The sequence below is a fragment of the Pseudoalteromonas sp. NSLLW218 genome, assembly GCF_015864775.1.
In the GTDB taxonomy this organism is placed as follows: domain Bacteria; phylum Pseudomonadota; class Gammaproteobacteria; order Enterobacterales; family Alteromonadaceae; genus Pseudoalteromonas.
On sequence record NZ_JADYWO010000007.1, the window covers coordinates 205679 to 221461 of the forward strand.

Genomic DNA, 15783 nt, shown 5'->3' on the forward strand with positions numbered 1-15783 from the left:
ATTTAAACTAAATAACTTATGCAAAACACTTATAATTAGATGTTAACAAATCTATATAGCAGTAAATGTAATAGTTACGGCCTGTGAGTTACATTCAGACGTTATAAACAAGAATTATCAGGCGTATATTTTATATTCAACCCCAGTACTAAACATTTTTAAACACAAAAATTCGCACCTGATTAATTAAAAAACAAAATAATATTGATTAAAAATTAAATAAACACCTCAAACCATTCTGTTTATTAGATAAATACTCGTTATGCACTTATACTAATAAAGAAATCAACATTTAAATAACAAATAGGAACAACATATGAAAAAGCTATCTGTAGCAGTGGCTGTATGTGCAGTTTTAGCATCTAGCTATGCTAGTGCTGAGGTAAGAATTAATGGTTTTGCATCAATTGTCGGTGGTAAAAGTCTGGATAGTGACAGTACTTTGTACGGCTATGATGACGATATCTCTTTTAAAAATGAGAGTAAATTCGCTTTACAATTATCTGCAGACCTACATGAAAAGCTAACAGCTACGGCTCAAATTATTGCGCGTGGAGAGGATGACTTTGACGCTAGATTCGAATGGGCATACGTTACTTATGAATACAGCGATGAACTGCAATTTAGCGCTGGTAAAATGCGTGTTCCTTTTTACAAGTACTCTGATTTCTTGGATGTAGGTTATGCTTATCGCTGGGTACGTCCGCCAAAATCAGTATACGGTATCCCATTTTCAACTTATGAAGGAGTTAGTGTAGTTTACAGCTCTCAATTGGGTGATTGGGATTCTACGCTTCAAGGCTTTTATGGTGCATTCGATGGTGATATTGATGTATTTGGAACAGAATTACCTGCTGAATTAAATAATTTAGGCGGTATAAACTGGAGTCTATCATACGACTGGTTCAGTGCGCGAGCTGCATACATTGTGGCCGACACTAGCATTTCATCAGAGGATAGCGGCCTAATTGGTCTCGTAAGTGTATTGTCTGATAGTGGCTTAACTAATACTGCGAATGACCTAATCACTGAAGAAGATAAAACGAGCTTCGTTGGCGTTGGTTTTTCTATTGATTATGAAAACTTTTTGTTTGATGCCGAATATACGCAATTTGAGGTTGAAGACAGTATACTACCAGAACAGTCACAGTATTACGCATCAGTTGGTTACCGTATTGACAGTGTAATTGTTCATTTTACTTATGAAGACAATGATGACAAACATGACTCATCACGTTTTAATACCATTGAGTCAATACCAACCTTAAATTCAGCTGTAAATGGTGCTCTTGAAGGTCTTCGTGCACAAAGTAACGTATACACAATTGGTGCACGTTATGATTTTCATCCTTCCGCTGCTTTCAAGATCGACTTTAGTCGTTTTGAAGATGACATAACTGATACAGAGACGGATGTTGTAGCTGTCGGTGTAGATCTTGTCTTTTAATTGGAGCCTATGATGAAAAAATTAATTTTAGTAAGTGCACTTTCATTGTGCTCAATTAATGTATTTGCAGAAGTTGCTGTGATTATTAATCCAAGCAATGCTAGCTCTGTAGATGCTGACACAATAAAAAAGATTTATCTGGGAAAAAGTAAGTCATTTAGTAATGGCGATAGAGTTAATCCTATAAATCAAGACGGTACATCTGTAGCCGATGAATTTAACGACAAAGTAGTGGGTAAGTCTAGCAGTCAGTTAAATGCATATTGGTCAAAGCTTGTATTTACAGGTAAAGGTACCCCACCTGAAAAACTAACAACTGACCAAGCTGTTATTGATTTTGTTGCCGCTAATAACGACGCTATTGGCTATGTTGATAGCGCTAAAGTGACCGATAAAGTTAAAGTAATTGCTACTTTTTAGCAGTAAAATTGATATAACCCCAGAGGTTAATGCAGATAGGTTGATAAGTATTTAACTAATCGATAAACCGGCCTTCTGGTTCGTTTATAAAGGCTTCTGAATTTATTCAGAAGCCTTTTCTTTTCCAACCCACTACAACACTTCATCTAGCCAATAGCTACGTACCCAATTCAGAAGACTTCTGTGAACTGAGTGTTGCGACGTGTGTAATTAATATTATTAACTTAATTCAGACTATGTTTATTGAGAACTCAGGGAGTATCCCTAAATAAATAGAGTAATCGTAAGCTAAAGTAGAGCATCACATATTACTAATAAAGCGAGGGTGAGCATAAACTAGGTATGTCAAATATCCAAAAAAAGCCAGTCAGCGGTTAACTAACTGGCATCAACCCTTGGGTAGATTTTTATACTGACTCAGTACTAAGCTTTACTCAATTCTAAACTTAGCTGTTGCATCTAATAGGTTGTCTGATAGGTAGTGAAGGTTTTTGGCTACGTCGCGAACAGCAAGTAATGAGTCCATAGTATCTTCGAACGATACATGCATATTTGACACATTATCTACTACCATAGCTGCAACGGATGTTTGTTCCTCTGTCGCTGCTGCTATTTGCGAATTCATACCATTAATTTCTAACATCTGCTCTGCGATTTTCTCTATTGAAATACCTGTTTTCTCTGCGGCTGTAGCATTATCTGTTGCCATATCTCGTGCTGAAGTCATAGCTGCTACAGATTCATTTGCGGCAGTCGTTAATGACCCCAATAGTTCACGTATTTCATTAGTAGAATGTGCAGTGCGAGAAGCCAGTTCACGAACCTCATCAGCCACTACCGCAAAACCTCTTCCATGTTCACCTGCTCGAGCGGCTTCAATAGCAGCATTAAGGGCAAGTAAGTTTGTCTGATCTGCAATAGACGTGATTACATTCAAAATTTGAGATACATTTTTTGTATCGTCCGCAAGCTTATTGATAGTACTTGCAGCTCGATTAATTTCATCACTGAGCGTACGAGAGGCGGTAACTGACATTTGCACTTGTGTACGACTTTGTTCAACTTCTTTTTCGGCCGTTTCAGCAGCGTGAGAAGCGTTAGCCGCAGATTCTGATATGTCACCAACACTCTGCTTCATTTCTTCCATAGATTGCTTAACAATTTCAGCATCAGTGGTTTGTTTTGTTGTAGCACGCTCAGCTTGTTCCATACCTTGAACTAGTCGTGTTGAGTTTTCCATTAAAGGCTCACATACAGCAATAACTTCAAGAACCGTTTCTCTTAGCAAGGAAATAAATGCATTGAAATTAATAGAAACTTGGCCAATCTCGTCTTCTGAATTAACAGATAGTTGGGTGCTTAAAGAACCATTCCCGCTTGCTAATAAACTAAGGTTGTTAGCTGCATCACTAGCAGATGAACCTATATTCTTAGCAATCCAAATAGCCATAAACAATAATAAAATTAATGAAATAATGGATACAGCTAACATTAGAGTTAATGCTTCATCAGAGCGCGCTTTAGTGTTGGCAACCAGTTCAAAAAAACGATTATCAGCTTTTTGTTGAGCGCCTTTAAAGCTTTCTAAAACAGATCCATATAAGCTTGTTTTAAGCTGCGCTTGTTGCTGAATCTTACTAAAATCAGCTGTACCGTTAACCATACCTGTAGCAATACTTGAGGATATTTTTTCATAATCTGACAACTCATTAATAATATCGTTATTAATGTAGGAGTTATTAAGTTGCGTTATTAATGCAATATTAGACTCTAAAGCTTGATATACCTCATCTGCTTTAACTATAAGGTCTTGCTCACCAAACGTAACAGCTTGGGTATAAAGTTCATCAAGTTTCTCTAAAAGCCCTACGTTTTGCGACGTTATTTTTACAACTTTATACGATGAGTTACTCATTTCATCGAGAGAAACCTTATTATCATTCATAGCTAAATAGTTTATCAATACGATCACTACAAAAGCCACAACCGCAATACATGTTATTGCATGTATTTTTTTTGTTATGCTTAGGTTTTGAAAAGAGAAGCCTGAAGCCATACTGTGCTACCTTATTTTATTGTCTATATCTATTATCGGCTTGATATCTATAAGTGTGAGCTAAATTTTTAATATTTCTAGTTTTTTCTAACAAATAGAAGAATTATTTAACAACAAACACACATCGCTCAAAAAACACCCACAATAAATTCCAGATACAAAAAAAACCAGTAACATCACTGCTACTGGTTTCTAAATTTGGTGCGGATGGGGGGACTTGAACCCCCATGCCCTAAAGCACCACCCCCTCAAGGTGGCGTGTCTACCAATTCCACCACATCCGCATTTTAAGCTTTCGCTCAGGTGTTAAACATGTGACTTATTTGAGGAAGATAAATCGTTTAACGATAGCTTTACGCTAAATTAGTTCGGTACTTCAGAGCTTTGCTCTTTTGTAGATGTTACTGGAACATCTTCTTCAACAGGAACTACTGTTTCTACTGCTGGAGCTGCTTCTAGGTTTTCCCATTCGTCGGTCTTTTTAATTTGACCAGCTGTTAGGTTTCCTAACACAATGCTTAAAACAAAAAATACCGTTGCTAAGCTTGTGGTTGTTTTTGTCATAAAGTTACCAGCACCTGACGAACCAAAAACAGTGCCTGATGCACCAGCGCCAAATGAAGAACCCATATCTGCGCCTTTACCTTGTTGAATTAAAACCATTCCAACTAAAGCTAAAGCCACAACTAAATAAACTACTAATAAAATTTCGTACATCTTATACAGTCCCTTTTGCACTGTTACAGATTGCAGTAAAAGACTCTGCCTTTAGACTTGCGCCGCCAATTAAGCCGCCATCTATATCTGTTTGTGCAAATAATAATTCGCTATTTTTTTCATTAACGCTACCACCGTATAAGATGGTAAGCCCTTGTGATAAATTGCTGTCAAGTGATGCAATTTTGTCACGGATAAATTTATGAACAGTTTGTGCCTGCTCTGGCGATGCAGTCTTACCTGTGCCTATGGCCCAAACGGGCTCGTATGCTATCACAGAATCTTTCAGTGCTGCTACACCTAATTTCTCTATTACTGCATCAATTTGTGCAGCAACTACTTGTTCAGTTTGACCGTTCTCTTGCTCGCTTTCGCTTTCGCCTACACATAAAATTGGTGTTAAACCAACTTGCTGTGCCCTAGCAAACTTTTCAGCGACTGTTGCATTACTTTCGTTATAAATACTGCGGCGTTCAGAATGACCAACGAGTACGTAAGTTGCACCTAAATCTTTTATAAGCTGCGCATCAACTTCACCAGTAAATGCGCCAGGTGTATTTTCAGAAACAGTTTGAGCTCCTGTAGAAACACCGCTAGCTACCATTGCAGATACAAGTGGGTATGGAGGAAATAAAACAATGTCCATCTCTTGTGATTTTACATCGTTAATGGCGTCAGACATTTTTTTAACTAACTCTAAAGAGCCATTCATTTTCCAGTTGCCTGCGACCATCGCCTTGCGTATTGCCATTATCCACTCCACATTAGAAAGCGGGCGAGATATTAACTTTTCTCGCCCAAAGTTACAAGAGGTTATTGTTATTAATCAGTTTGTTTGCTCATAGATTCTACAACAGCTGCAATTTTTTGAGCGCTGTCTATTACAATTTTTTCTTGCTCGGCTTCAACCATAACACGAACCACAGGTTCAGTGCCTGATTTACGCAGTAAAACACGGCCTTTATCGCCTAAAGCAAGCTCGACTTCTGCTACAGCTGAAAGTACTTCAGGTGCTTTTGTAGGGTCAGTTCCAGCGGTATAACGCACGTTTATCATTTTCATTGGATACTTGGTAAAACCAGCACCTAAATCTTGTAATGTACGATTTTGTGCAACCATAGCAGCCAGTACTTGCAAGCTTGATATAATGCCATCACCCGTGCTAATTAAATCTAGATTAAGTACATGGCCTGAGCTTTCGCCGCCAATTTTCCAGCCTTTTTGCTGTAGTAACTCCATAACATAGCGGTCCCCTACTTTACTGCGAGCAAACTCGATACCTTTTGCTTTTAAAGCATTTTCAAGGCCCATGTTAGACATAACAGTGCCAACTACACCACCACCCAAATTATCATCTTGGGCTGCTTGGCAAGCAATAATATAAACCAGATCATCACCATCAAAAACGCGGCCATTATGATCAACCATCATTACGCGGTCACCATCACCATCGTATGCAATACCTACGTCGGCTTTAAGTTCAAGCACTTTACGTTTAAGGGCATCTACGTGAGTAGCGCCACATTCATGATTGATATTAACGCCATTAGGCTCGCATGCATGTGTCATTACTTCTGCGCCAAGTTCACGCATAACAGAAGGTGCAATATGATAAGTAGCGCCATTTGCGCAATCGACAACAATTTTAAGACCTTCTAAAGATAGGCCTTGCGGGAACTGGCTCTTACAAAACTCTATATACCTGCCATCCGCACTAACTAAACGCGATGCTTTACCTAATTTATCTGAAGCAACACACGTCATTTTCTCATCAAGCATTGCTTCTATTTCAAGTTCTACTGCATCATCGAGCTTTAGACCTTGACCATTAAAAAACTTAATACCGTTATCATAATACGGATTATGTGAAGCACTAATTACAATTCCTGCCTCTGCACGAAATGTTTGAGCTAAGTAGGCTACAGCAGGTGTAGGCATAGGGCCCAATAATACAACATCAATACCGGCGGCGATTAAACCAGCTTCAAGTGCGGTTTCAAGCATGTAGCCCGAAATACGTGTATCTTTACCTATAATTACTTTTTTAGTACCACTTTGTGATAATACACGTCCAGCAGCCCAGCCTAACTTCATTGCAAACTCAGGGTTTATAGGAGCAGCGCCTACAAGTCCACGCACGCCATCGGTGCCAAAATATTTTCTTTCTTTCATTGTGAAATTCCTTGTTCGCAGGCTTGATATACACCAAGTACATCTGCGGTTTCTTTTACGTCATGTACACGAATAATTTTTGCGCCATTTTGCGCTGCGATTAACGCACCCGCTAAGCTGCCCGCTAACCGTTCATTTGTATCTCTATTTAATAAATTACCTATCATCGATTTACGAGATAATCCGGCCAATAATGGCAAACCTAACTTATTAAAATCATCAAACCTAGCCAATATTTGATAGTTATGACTAAGCGTTTTTCCAAATCCAAAACCTGGGTCTAGAATAAGTCGTTCAAACTTAATCCCAGCTGTTTCACATGCTTTAATACGTTCACTAAAAAACATATTTATATCTGCAAACAAATTATCGTAATGAGGTGCCGATTGCATGCTGCGGGGCTGCCCTTGCATATGCATTAAACAAATTGCTACATCTTCATACTGCGCAACCGTTTCTAAGGCGTCTATTTCTTGTAACGCTCTAACATCATTGACTATGTCTGCCCCTGCGAGTATTGCTTGCTCCATTACCAGTGCTTTACTGGTATCAATTGAAATAACGCAATCACTGTGCTGACGTATCGCTTTAATAGCAGGGATTACTCGAGCAAGTTCATCCTCTAAGCTGACATCTGGCGCGCCTGGGCGAGTAGATTCGCCCCCTATATCTAAAATTGTCGCACCGTCATCTAATAATTGCATAGCGCGCTTTAGCGCTATTTTGGGTTCTAAAAACTGCCCACCATCAGAAAACGAATCCGGCGTTACATTTAATATCCCCATAATAACGGGCTTTTCAAGATTAAGCGTACGCCCTCTCGGAAGCTTTAGTATGCTAGTCATTGCCAACCTTTATTCTTTTTCTAAATAGCTGATACAAAAAAGCCCCGAAGTTCGGGGCTTTCATTACTATTTTAACGATTATTCAGCTTTATCATCAAGGTTTGTTTCATCTTTTTTTGATGAATCGTCAGTATTTTGACTTTCATCAACTACTGGCTCTTGAGGTTCTTCCGCTTTTACCGGTTTTGCTTCATGACGGTCATGTGCATCACGCGGCTCACGCACTGGTTGGCGCGCCATTAAATCATCAATTTGCTTAGCATCAATAGTTTCGTATTTCATTAATGCATCTTTCATTGAGTGAAGAATATCAATGTTTTCTTTTAATATTTCTTCTGCTCTTTGATAGTTACGATCTGAAAATAAACGTACTTCTGCATCAATTATTTTAGCTGTATCGTCTGACATGCTAGATGAACGGCTACCACCGCCACCCATATACATTTCGTTCTGATCTTCAGCGTAAAGTAACGGACCTAGTTTTTCACTTAAACCCCAATGCGTAACCATTTTACGCGCTATATCTGTAGCTCGTTCAATGTCATTACTTGCACCCGTTGTTACTTTATCTGCACCGTAAATAAGCGCTTCAGCAATACGGCCACCATAAAGACTAGAAATCATTGATTCTAAAAGCTCTTTTGAATGGCTAACACGATCTTGTTCTGGTAGGTACATTGTTACACCCAGCGCACGGCCACGTGGAATAATAGATACTTTATAAACTGGATCATGCTCTGGCACCATACGACCAACAATTGCATGGCCTGCTTCGTGGTACGCAGTCATTGCTTTTTCTTGCTCGCTCATCACCATAGTCTTGCGCTCTGCGCCCATCATGATCTTGTCTTTAGCAGCGTCAAATTCAGCCATACTTACAACACGTTTATTACCACGTGCAGCATAAAGCGCAGCTTCGTTTACTAAGTTTGCTAAATCAGCACCTGAGAAACCAGGAGTACCACGTGCTATAAGAGCCGCTTCTACGTTATCGCCTAATGGCACTTTACGCATGTGTACTTTAAGTATTTGCTCACGACCACGAATATCAGGTAAGCCTACTTCAACTTGACGGTCAAAACGACCTGGACGAAGTAATGCAGGGTCTAATACATCTGGTCGGTTAGTTGCTGCAATAACGATTATACCTTCGTTACCACCAAAGCCATCCATCTCTACTAGCATTTGGTTAAGTGTTTGCTCACGCTCGTCGTTACCGCCGCCCATACCAGCACCACGTTTACGACCAACAGCATCAATCTCATCTATAAAGATAATACAAGGCGCCGCTTTTTTAGCCTGTTCAAACATATCACGTACACGTGATGCACCAACACCCACAAACATTTCAACAAAATCTGAACCCGAAATTGTAAAAAAAGGTACTTTTGCTTCACCAGCAACTGCCTTTGCAAGTAGCGTTTTACCGGTACCTGGAGGGCCAACCATCAGTACGCCTTTAGGAATACTACCGCCAAGCTTTTGAAATTTTGATGGGTCACGTAAAAAGTCGACCAATTCAGTAACGTCTTCTTTCGCTTCATCACAACCTGCCACATCGGCAAACGTTGTTTTAATTTGGTCTTCGCTCATTAACCGAGCTTTACTCTTACCAAATGACATAGCGCCTTTACCGCCGCCGCCTTGCATTTGACGCATGAAGAATATCCACACACCTATAAGCAGTATCATCGGGAACCAAGAAATAAATATACTTGCTAAAAATGATTGTTCTTCAGGTTGTACACCCTTCACATTTACATCATTTTTAAGTAAGTCATTAATTAAATCTTCATCGTACATTGGCATCGTTGTTTGAAAACGCTCACCACTGCTCTTAGTACCAGTAATATTACCTGTACCACGGTCAATAATAACTTCTTGTAAAGAGCCACTACGGACATCTTTAACAAATTGAGTGTAACTAGTTTGACGATCAACTTGCTCGCCGCCATTAAAGCTCTGAAAGACTGACATCAGCACAACTGCAATCACCAGCCATAGTATTAAATTTTTCGCCATATCGCTCAAGGGGTTAACCTCTTGTATCCAATTAATTTAAGTTCAACTAAACGCCAAGCAACTGTACTACAGTTTGTATCCAGTCGCTACTATATATACTTCCCGAGAACGGGCACGTGAGGCATCAGGTTTGCGTATTTTCACTGCTTTAAAACTATTACGTACATCTTGCAAGTATTGATCAAAGCCTTCGCCTTGGAAAACTTTAACAATAAATGCGCCATTTTTCTTTAGTACTTGGCTACACATATCTAGCGCAAGTTCTACCAAATACATGCTACCTGCTTGATCTACTGAGTTATTGCCACTCATATTTGGTGCCATGTCAGAGAGTACCACATCAACATTTTTACCATCAATACGTTTTAACAACGCATTTAATACTGATTCTTCACGAAAGTCGCCTTGTAAGAAGTCAACACCAGCAAGTGAGTCCATCGGTAATATATCACACGCTATCACTTGACCTTTGTCACCGACTTTCTCTGCCAAATATTGAGACCAACTTCCTGGCGCTGCCCCTAAATCAACAACTGTCATACCTGGACGAAGTATCTTATCTCTATTTTGTACTTCATCTAATTTAAAAACCGCTCGGGAACGCCAGCCTTTTTTTTGCGCTTCTTGAACATATTTATCATCAAAATGTTCTTTCAGCCATCGCTGTGAACTGGCTGACTGTTTTTTATTTGTCATAAATTAACACGCAACTAATTAGTAATATTCTTTAGATGGCGTTAGAATACCCTTAATTCAAGCCATATTCAGCAAAATTTGTATAAACATGACATTATCAAACAAACAAAAGCAATTTTTAAAAGGTCAGGCACATAGCCTTAAGCCTGTAGTTTTACTAGGTTCTAACGGTTTAACCGAAGGCGTAGTAGTAGAAATTCAAAGTGCATTAGAAATTCACGAATTAATCAAAGTTAAAGTTCCAACTGACGATCGTGAAACAAAAGCACTAATTTTTGAAGCAATCGTACGTGAAACTGGTGCGACTAAGCTACAAACGATAGGTCACACTATTGTACTTTATCGTCAAAGCGTTGAGAAAAAAATACATTTACCTCGTAACTAATTATTCCTGTTAAAGGATTTAGTGCGTTTAAATTGAAAAAACCAGCTTAATGCTGGTTTTTTATTATTTAACGTTTTAAATCAAAAGCTCATTTTATGATGGGTTAAATCATATTCGCTACCATTGCTCCTCGGCTTCTTATTCAATATAAAGTACTGAGTAAATTGTGTTTCACTCATTGCTGACACTTTTTCATTCGAAAGCAGCTCGGCTAGTTGCGGTGTGGTATTACTGTGCCCTATAACAACAACTACACCTTTTAGTTTTAGTAACTCTTTTTTTAAATCACTTAGCTCACCTGCGTTATACACATTTACGTCGGTATTAAAATATGTCTGCAAAGGGGCCGCTGTTTGTAACGTGCGTTTATAGTTACTGCTGAAAATATGTATATTTTGATACTCTTTGAAAAAAGTAACTAAATTATTTGCACGTGCCTTTCCCACCTCTGAGAGCGCTGGATTTTTGCCCGTTAACTTTTCGCTATGACGAAACAAATATATTTTATCAGGTGCCGCAAGCGCTAAACTACTATTAGATAATGTGACTAAACAAGTGATTACTAATATTATTTTATTCATATTTTTTTACCCCGTTTGTACTCTAATAGCCTGTCGATAAATTCAGTCGTTAGTTCATTAATTACGCCGGTTTCAGCGTTAACTATTAAGCTAAAACCAATATTTAAATGAGGAAATACAACCAAATCACTTCTATACCCTTGCACCCAGCCACTATGATAATAAAGCGTTTCATCAGCATAGTTATAAACGCGCCAACCTAGCCCGTAATAAGCTTCGTTAAGGTGTTTTTTCCACACCCTACGATACATTTCTTTTTTTGTATTCGTATAAGGGCGTGTTTGTTTTGCGAGAATATCCAATGACAAAACATCAGGATATTGGCCCAGCTGCGCTTTTAGCCAAATAGCCATATCACTTGCGCTCGCATTTACACCGGCTGCCGGGCTCACTTTATAGTAATTTTTTTTAAGCTTAGCGCTATACCAACGTTTTTTACCACGCACGTGTGGTAGCGCGTAATTTTTGTCATTTGTCATTGATTCAAAGCCTAAGCTCGCATCACTCATTTTCAATGGCTCAAAAATAGCTTCTTTTAACCACTGTTTGTAACTTGTATCGGTGCTTTGTAATATTACATCACCTATAAGGCTAAACATAACGTTTTGATAGCCATAACATTCACCAGGTTTACAAATTGGTTTGACACTAAGTAGCTTTTCAACAATACCGGGGTAATCCATACGAGATTCAATTAAATTATCGTATGCATTAGGAACTAACCCGCTTGAATGACTTAAAAGATGAAACACCTTTAAATCATTTTCATAAACAGTTCCTTTAAAATCAGATATGTAATCACTAACAGGCTTATCTAACTCCAGTAGGCCGTTAGCAGCCAATTTAGCTGATAACGAGCCTGCAAATGTCTTAGAAACAGACGCAAGTCTAAAGCGGGTATGCTTATTAACTTTTTGTCCATTTCGTGTTTTAGTTACGCCCATAGTGTGGATGTAGTCTGAGTTGTTTATACTTACAATCGAAAGCGCTGCACCAGGTATACCTTTACTTTTTAATTTTTTTTGTGCGTAACGGCCGTATTTTTTTACAAATGCATCCCAATCAGGATCCGCTTTTGCTGCAAAACCCACAGAGCTAAACAACAGACACACAGCAGGTAAGCTATACAATAAAGAGTTGAGATACTTCATTTTTATAAATTTTATCTTTTTAACCACATCTGCGCAGATAATATCATGAAGTTTTGTTTGGACTAACGTACAATACGACGATTATTTGGTTTTTAGCGGGTGTTTAGTACTTATGCGTTTTTTAGTTGTGTCACTTTTTATATTATTATCAACTGGTTGTGCTATTACAAAGCAGCCAGCCGAGCCATTGGCTATGCCGTTAAAGCCAACATTAAAAAGTCAGACCTATCAGCTTGAGTACACTACAGAGCACTCATCTCCAAAAGTTAAATCTGTGCAACTACCTGCACATAAAGTAGTTAGAAACCAGACAGTAAAAATCATTACCGATAAAGCGAGCGTGACCGATAAACTTCTATCGCAAATTAGCCAAGCACTGAATGATAAGCAACTAAAAGTGACAACTAAAAATAACAGCGACTATACACTGACAATTCAGCAACTCGATTTAACTTTTACAGACGATACCAAGTACGCAATAAAGCAACCAGAGAACCCTTTTACTTTATATTCAAATGTTGCACAACAATATCCAACCCAGCAGTGCGCAGCTATGTTCGCACAAGTTAGTATGCGTCTTACGCACAAGTCATCGGGTGATGTTGTTTGGTTTGCTAAATCATCTATCGACAGTGCAAGTTTTCATCGCGAGCCGCTAATTTACAATTTTACCGAAGAGCAAAAAATAACTAATGAGCTTGAGGTTGTCGCTTTTGTTCATCAACAAAACACTGATGAAGCTCGCATTGAAAGACTTGGGAAAGACATTCAAATCCCTCAGTACAAAACGTTGTCAAAACTATCTAGTCTTACCAAACTTAGCGGTCCATGTAACAGAACAGAAGTAAGTGCATTAACACCTATGATGCAGTTTTACTTGAGCAGTATATTAATCGATAAAATTAAAGTTCAGTAAATTAGGGTCTGTTGTTCTTTACGGATTAAAATTTGTTAAAACTAGGGGCTATTTAATCGCGGCGCGAGATTTGTAACCTAGTGGGCTCGATAACTGCTCCTGCGTTATTCTACTGGCTTACATCCATGTAAGAATAAGTAAAAACCGAGCAACAAAGAGTAAATAGCCCCTAGGAAGAACCCTTTGGGCAGCGCCTGTTTGGCATTAATGCTACGTTATCGCCTATTTATGGCGAATAACCACACTGTATAGGCTCTGCCTTGCCTAAATACCAAACAGACTGCTGCAAATTTAACCTTAAAGATCAACAGACCTAACACTTACTACATTTTTTTACAGATTAAAGGAACGAATTAACAATATACTACGGTTAATAACAAATAATAATTAGGCCCTAAGGGATGAGAAACGCTTTGCTTAACCATACTTTACTGAGCATAACACTGCTTTTTTGCTGCATTTTTAGCACATCGAGTATGGCAAGTAACCGCTATTATGCAGATAATACGTTAGAGCCAACCCAAGGCTTTGCGTGGGATTGGAGTGCTGGCGCGGGCTTTTATATTGAAGATTCTTACCTTGTCGGCATTGAGTCTTACGACAAAGGCGTTGAGCTCGATTTAAGTCTTGCTGTTTCCTACGATAAATTTTACCTTGATTTCGATCACAATCAGCTCAGTGGCGGCCTTGTAATAGGCTACAGTCTTATAGATAAATTTGATTGGGGCCTAGATATATTAGGCACAAATACTCAAGCTGGATTTGACGAAAAAGGCCTAGGGTTTTATAACCACGGTGTTATACAAGAACTCCAAGGTATAAAAAAACGTAATTACGACTTTGACGTCGGCCTTCGACTTTCTCGTCGATTTGAAAATTCTCAATTCTCTTTTGAATACCTTCATGATGTATCTGGCGCGCACAATGGCTGGGTTATAAACAGCTTTTTTAGTCACATTTTGCCATGGCGAAACTGGGAGTTTAGATCGGGTGTTGGCTTAAGCGCCTACTCTGCTGACTTTACTAATTATTATTTTGGCATTGATAACGATGAAGCCACCAGCCTTCGCCCTATTTACAGCAGTAATGCCAGTACCAGTATTGTTTTTGAGCTCCATGCTGAGTACCCAATAAGCCAAGATTGGGTGTTTTTATCCGGCTGGCTTACCACATGGTTTTCAAAAGAAATTGACGACAGCCCAATTATTTCCCAAGGATATCAACATAAAGCCAAGGTAGGCCTACGTTATGTATTTTAGATGGATCTGTGTATTACTGATCTTCCCCAGTACCTTTACTGTTAAAGCTCAGGAACCTCCTGAAGCACTCATAGCACTACCCGACACGTGCGTTGCACTTCGCGAAGGGCGAAATTGCTATGCTGACGTTACGCTAACGTGGGAGCAACCTATCATTGGTAATTACTGCCTACGTGACGCCACCTCAAAGTACATAATGCAATGTTGGCTCAAGCAACAGAGCGGTACTTTTAATTATGCATTTGATTCACAGCAAAGTATTTCATTTGAACTATTTGACAGCAATACATCTAAAATAATTAGTGTTGCCGAAGTAAAGCTTCAATGGGTATATCAAAACAGGCAAAAAAAGCGCCGCTGGCGACTATTTTAATACCAATCGCATTAAGGATATTTTCATGGATAACTACGGCACTATTTTACTCGTTGAAGACGATGTATCTCTTGCTCAATGGGTTGCTGAATATTTAACAGAGCAAGGCTACACAACGCATGTTTGTCACAGAGGTGACGAAGTAATTAGCCAAGTCAAAACATTAAATCCAAATATCGTGCTCCTAGATATTATGCTTCCAGGGCAAGATGGTATAAGCGTATGTAGAGAGCTTCGTAGTTTTTATAATTCGCCTATCATAATGCTCACTGCACGCGATGAAGAAATGGATGAAGTCATTGGTCTAGAAGTAGGTGCAAGCGACTACATAATGAAACCTGTGCGTCCTCGTGCATTGCTAGCGCGTATAAAAGCAGCCCTTCGCCAAAAAAATGAGCCAAATACGCCACACGTTAACGAAAGTGTTATTAATGTTGGTGCTCTTAGTATTGATACCGAATCTAGAAATGTAAAACTTAACGAGCAAGACGTAAATATATCAAGTGCTGAATATTTACTGCTTCACTACCTTGCGAGTAACGCAGGGCAAGTAGTCTCTCGCGACGCTGTATTTAAAGCAACCAAAGGCAGAGAGTATGATGGGCTTGATAGAAGTGTTGATGTACTTATTTCTGCACTTCGTAAAAAGTTTAATGATGATCCACAAAACCCTGAAAAAATTAAAACCATTTGGGGCCGTGGATATTTACTTGTTTCTACTGCGTGGTAATAAAGTGATGAAT

Annotated in this window: 16 protein-coding genes and 1 tRNA gene; 7 read left to right on the plus strand and 10 right to left on the minus strand. The window is 38.9% G+C overall.

The genetic code is table 11. The features are described from left to right. The first annotated feature begins 316 nt into the window (after positions 1-316). Both I6E80_RS12595 and I6E80_RS12600 read left to right on the plus strand, forming a co-directional pair. Positions 317-1447: a porin gene (locus I6E80_RS12595; protein WP_197185673.1), complete on the plus strand. Its 1131-nt coding sequence runs from the start codon at positions 317-319 to the stop codon at positions 1445-1447. Positions 1448-1459: 12 nt separating this feature from the next. After that, a complete protein-coding gene (locus tag I6E80_RS12600; protein ID WP_197185674.1) occupies positions 1460-1867 on the plus strand; it encodes a phosphate ABC transporter substrate-binding protein in 408 nt (135 codons plus the stop codon). Positions 1868-2297: 430 nt separating this feature from the next. Here the strand turns inward: I6E80_RS12600 and I6E80_RS12605 are convergent, their stop codons facing one another. The 8 genes from I6E80_RS12605 to rlmE form a co-directional block, all read right to left on the minus strand. After that, positions 2298-3923 carry a methyl-accepting chemotaxis protein gene (locus tag I6E80_RS12605; protein WP_076924485.1) on the minus strand — a complete coding sequence of 542 codons (1626 nt, stop codon included), beginning with the start codon at positions 3921-3923 and terminating at the stop codon, positions 2298-2300. Positions 3924-4122: 199 nt separating this feature from the next. Further along, positions 4123-4207: transfer RNA gene (locus I6E80_RS12610), tRNA-Leu, on the minus strand. 79 nt (positions 4208-4286) lie between these two features. Further along, positions 4287-4640, minus strand: a complete 354-nt coding sequence (secG, locus tag I6E80_RS12615) for a preprotein translocase subunit SecG (RefSeq protein ID WP_024597872.1) — start codon at positions 4638-4640, stop codon at positions 4287-4289. Between the two features lies 1 nt (position 4641). Further along, positions 4642-5391: a triose-phosphate isomerase gene (gene tpiA / locus I6E80_RS12620; protein ID WP_170071862.1), complete on the minus strand. Its 750-nt coding sequence runs from the start codon at positions 5389-5391 to the stop codon at positions 4642-4644. A gap of 71 nt (positions 5392-5462) precedes the next feature. Continuing rightward, positions 5463-6812 carry a phosphoglucosamine mutase gene (gene glmM / locus I6E80_RS12625; RefSeq protein ID WP_024606173.1) on the minus strand — a complete coding sequence of 450 codons (1350 nt, stop codon included), beginning with the start codon at positions 6810-6812 and terminating at the stop codon, positions 5463-5465. Next, a complete protein-coding gene (gene folP, locus I6E80_RS12630; protein ID WP_197185675.1) occupies positions 6809-7657 on the minus strand; it encodes a dihydropteroate synthase in 849 nt (282 codons plus the stop codon). Before folP ends, glmM begins: the two co-directional genes overlap by 4 nt. Positions 7658-7735: 78 nt before the next feature. Further along, complete coding sequence (gene ftsH, locus I6E80_RS12635; RefSeq protein WP_033012255.1) at positions 7736-9679, minus strand: ATP-dependent zinc metalloprotease FtsH; 1944 nt, start codon at positions 9677-9679, stop codon at positions 7736-7738. Between the two features lie 66 nt (positions 9680-9745). Then, positions 9746-10375, minus strand: coding sequence for a 23S rRNA (uridine(2552)-2'-O)-methyltransferase RlmE (gene rlmE / locus I6E80_RS12640; RefSeq protein ID WP_024597867.1), 630 nt, complete (start codon positions 10373-10375; stop codon positions 9746-9748). 88 nt (positions 10376-10463) lie between these two features. On the opposite strand from rlmE, the gene yhbY reads away from it, so the two are divergent. Further along, entirely contained in the window at positions 10464-10760 is a 297-nt protein-coding gene (yhbY, locus tag I6E80_RS12645; protein ID WP_002963153.1) for a ribosome assembly RNA-binding protein YhbY, read from the plus strand. An 80-nt stretch (positions 10761-10840) separates the two neighbouring features. Here the strand turns inward: yhbY and I6E80_RS12650 are convergent, their stop codons facing one another. Beyond that, positions 10841-11341, minus strand: coding sequence for a histidine phosphatase family protein (locus I6E80_RS12650; protein WP_197185676.1), 501 nt, complete (start codon positions 11339-11341; stop codon positions 10841-10843). Next, a complete protein-coding gene (locus I6E80_RS12655; protein ID WP_197185677.1) occupies positions 11338-12492 on the minus strand; it encodes a serine hydrolase in 1155 nt (384 codons plus the stop codon). Before I6E80_RS12655 ends, I6E80_RS12650 begins: the two co-directional genes overlap by 4 nt. A gap of 112 nt (positions 12493-12604) precedes the next feature. Here I6E80_RS12655 and I6E80_RS12660 point away from each other — a divergent pair, with 112 nt between their 5' ends. From I6E80_RS12660 to I6E80_RS12675, 4 genes are all read left to right on the plus strand, one after another. Further along, complete coding sequence (locus tag I6E80_RS12660) at positions 12605-13408, plus strand: hypothetical protein (protein ID WP_024597864.1); 804 nt, start codon at positions 12605-12607, stop codon at positions 13406-13408. 476 nt (positions 13409-13884) lie between these two features. Continuing rightward, a complete protein-coding gene (locus I6E80_RS12665) occupies positions 13885-14667 on the plus strand; it encodes a MipA/OmpV family protein (RefSeq protein ID WP_231616786.1) in 783 nt (260 codons plus the stop codon). Then, on the plus strand, positions 14657-15040 hold the full coding sequence (locus I6E80_RS12670) for a DUF3019 domain-containing protein (RefSeq protein WP_024599162.1): 384 nt from the start codon (positions 14657-14659) through the stop codon (positions 15038-15040). Before I6E80_RS12665 ends, I6E80_RS12670 begins: the two co-directional genes overlap by 11 nt. A 25-nt stretch (positions 15041-15065) precedes the next feature. Continuing rightward, a complete protein-coding gene (locus tag I6E80_RS12675; RefSeq protein ID WP_024599163.1) occupies positions 15066-15770 on the plus strand; it encodes a response regulator transcription factor in 705 nt (234 codons plus the stop codon). The last annotated feature ends 13 nt before the right edge of the window (positions 15771-15783 follow it).